General features: G+C 71.1%; 4 protein-coding genes. All 4 read right to left on the reverse strand.

Annotated elements, in window-relative coordinates; translation table 11 throughout:
* Positions 1 to 312: hypothetical protein (locus ACFWYW_RS59240; protein WP_379641479.1), on the reverse strand; the 312-nt coding region annotated here is incomplete at its 3' end.
* Positions 309 to 872, reverse strand: coding sequence for a hypothetical protein (locus ACFWYW_RS59245; RefSeq protein WP_379627921.1), 564 nt, complete (start codon positions 870 to 872; stop codon positions 309 to 311). The genes ACFWYW_RS59245 and ACFWYW_RS59240, both read right to left, overlap by 4 nt.
* A 65-nt stretch (positions 873 to 937) precedes the next feature.
* The gene (locus tag ACFWYW_RS59250; protein WP_379627919.1) at positions 938 to 1459 is read right to left on the reverse strand and encodes a hypothetical protein; all 522 of its coding nucleotides are present in this window, start codon (positions 1457 to 1459) and stop codon (positions 938 to 940) included.
* A 139-nt stretch (positions 1460 to 1598) separates the two neighbouring features.
* A complete protein-coding gene (locus ACFWYW_RS59255; RefSeq protein ID WP_379627917.1) occupies positions 1599 to 1976 on the reverse strand; it encodes a hypothetical protein in 378 nt (125 codons plus the stop codon).
* Positions 1977 to 2402 lie beyond the last annotated feature (426 nt).

Here is a 2402-nt window from a genome sequence, read left to right on the forward strand (position 1 = left end):
GCCGTCGATGATCAGCATGCCGCCGTTCGGCACGGTGGCCACGATCAGCGGCTCGGACAGATCCGTCTGGGCGGCGTGCTCGTGGTTGATGGAGACCAGTTGGAGCATGCCTGCCCATTCGCAGGGTTCGATCCGGCCCTGCGGCGCGCGGCCCTGAGTGAGCTTCTTGGCTTTGGTGATGTCCCATCGCCAGGCCATCATCTGGAAGAACTCCACCCGCGAGCGGTCGGCCCGCCCAGAAGCGGAGACCCTCGTACCCGGCTGGTGCGAGGCGGCGGTGGCAGGCTCACCGCTGGCGGTGTGGCCGCTCATGCCATCCCCTCGTCACCGGCCGAGCTGAAGGGAGCCTGCTCGGGCCCCGCGGAGGCCGGCGCGAGTGCCTCGGCTTGAGCGATGAAGGTCCGGGCCGCGTCTCGCCGGATCAGGTCCCAGGCCCGGTTGAGATGAATGAGGGCGAACTCGTGCTCGACCTCCGGCCCCAGGACGCCCACGGACAGGGCGACATCCGGTGTGGCGTCGTTGTTGTCGAGGTAGGAGCTGATCCAGGACGCGAACTTGGCCAGCGTCTGTTCCAGGGGCAGGCCGCCGCTCGCGTGCCGGATGTGCCGCTCGACCAGCAGCCACCAGGTCGCGAGCGTCTGGGCGCGCAGGGTGTCGTAGAACTGCTCGCCGCTCAGATACTCCCCCCGGATTAGTTTCTGGGTGAAGTCCTCGCTGGTGCGCCGCCGCGTCGCGCGGGCCTGTTCGATGATCGCCTCCAGCGACAGTGCCTTACCCTGCGCAGGCGCAGGGTCGAGCATGTTGGTGGTTGCGTCGGGTTCGGTGTCGGGTGGGGGTTTCGGGGTGTCGGGGTGCTGCGGGTGGTCGCTCACAGGGGTGTCCTTTCGTGGGGTGGTGACGTCAGCGCCGGGCGACGCTGATGGGGTCGGTTGGGGATTCACGGCGTGTCCGACGGCGGTTGGTCGCCTTCGTCGCCGGACTCGGCGAGGTGGTGGGTGAGGAGTTCGCCGCTGGCGGTGAGGAAGTCGCGGGCGGCCATGCGGGCGGCGTGGGCGAGGGCGTGATCGAAGAGGGTTCCCGGTCGTCTGGCGGGGGCTTCGTTGGTCAGGAAGTGGCGGGCCATGGTGCGCACGCGCCGCAAGGCGTGGTCGCAGGCCAGCCGCTTGAGGGTGATCTGTCCGTCGACCACGTCCCACCAGGCGCGGCTGGTCTGGGCGTAGGCGGCGGCGAACAGCTGCTCGGCGGAGAGAAACTCGCCGTTCTGCAGGGCGGCGACGGCTTCGGCCGCCGCTGTGTAGTAGGCGTGCCGGGCTTCGGTGATCTTCTCGGCGGTCAGTTCATCGACCGAGCACCCCGCCTCCTCGACCGGTCCGCCGGTGGTGAGGTCCGAGCCGGGTGCGGCGCGGCCGGGCGCGCCGTATGGGGGGGGGAGAGGGCCGGGCTCGTAGAGGTCGTTCATGGAGGTGGTCCTTTCGTCGGTGACATGGACTTGCGAGGGGTGAGGGGGCGTGGGTGGGGTTGTCCGGGTGGCGGCGCGGGGCGGTCCCCGCGCTGCCGGGCGGACGGGATTCGAGGTCATGGCCGTATCCCGGCTGGGGCTAGAAGACGGGGGGCGTGGTCCACGGGTCGGGCAGGGGTCCGGCGTGTCCGCCGTAGGTGTCATCCGGGTGGGCGGCCGGTGCGGCCGGTGCGGTTGGCGCGGGTGGCGTGGTGAGGGCGCTGATCAGGAACTCCCGGGCGTGTTGCCGCACGGTCAGAATCGCGGTCCCGCCGTCGAGGGTGTTCTCGATGCCGTGGGTGAGGTCGGTGACCTGCTGCCACCAGGCCAGGCGGTGGTAGGTGTGGGCGATGCGGGCGAGGGTGGCGTCGTCGAGGTTTCCCTCGTCATCGAGGGAGCAGACACGGTCGAGGGCTTCGCCCAGCGCGTGGCGGGCGTTGGTGGCGTGCTGGCTGGCGAGGTCTTCGAGTCGACCCATGGTGATGATCTCCTTCACGGTCGGGGTTGGTAGGGCGTGGAACATGGGTGTCCGGCACGGGGGCGGGGCGTGGCGCGGTATCCGGGGGCGGGTGTCCGGGGGTGGGCCCGTGCCGTGCCCGCGCCGCCACGGCATGGGGCATCGGGCCGGGGTAGGTGCCGAGGTCTGGTCGGGCCGGGGCGTGTGGCGGGCCGTCCGCCCGTGTCATGCTGTGCCGTCCGGCGGGGCCGGTACGGCCCCCGTATCGGGGCCGTACCGGACGCCGGGGTGTTAGGCGGCGGCCAGCATCCGGAAGGCACGGGCCTTGAGCTTGGCGTTGTCGTGGTCATCCAGCAGGGCGCGCTCGGCGCGGACGGTGGCGACATCGCGGCTGCCGAACACCGGGGACTTGTGGTCCAGCCGCTCGGTCACCGCGTTGTAGGCCGC

It is taken from the genome of Nonomuraea sp. NPDC059023, from assembly GCF_042740095.1.
Lineage (GTDB): Bacteria > Actinomycetota > Actinomycetes > Streptosporangiales > Streptosporangiaceae > Nonomuraea.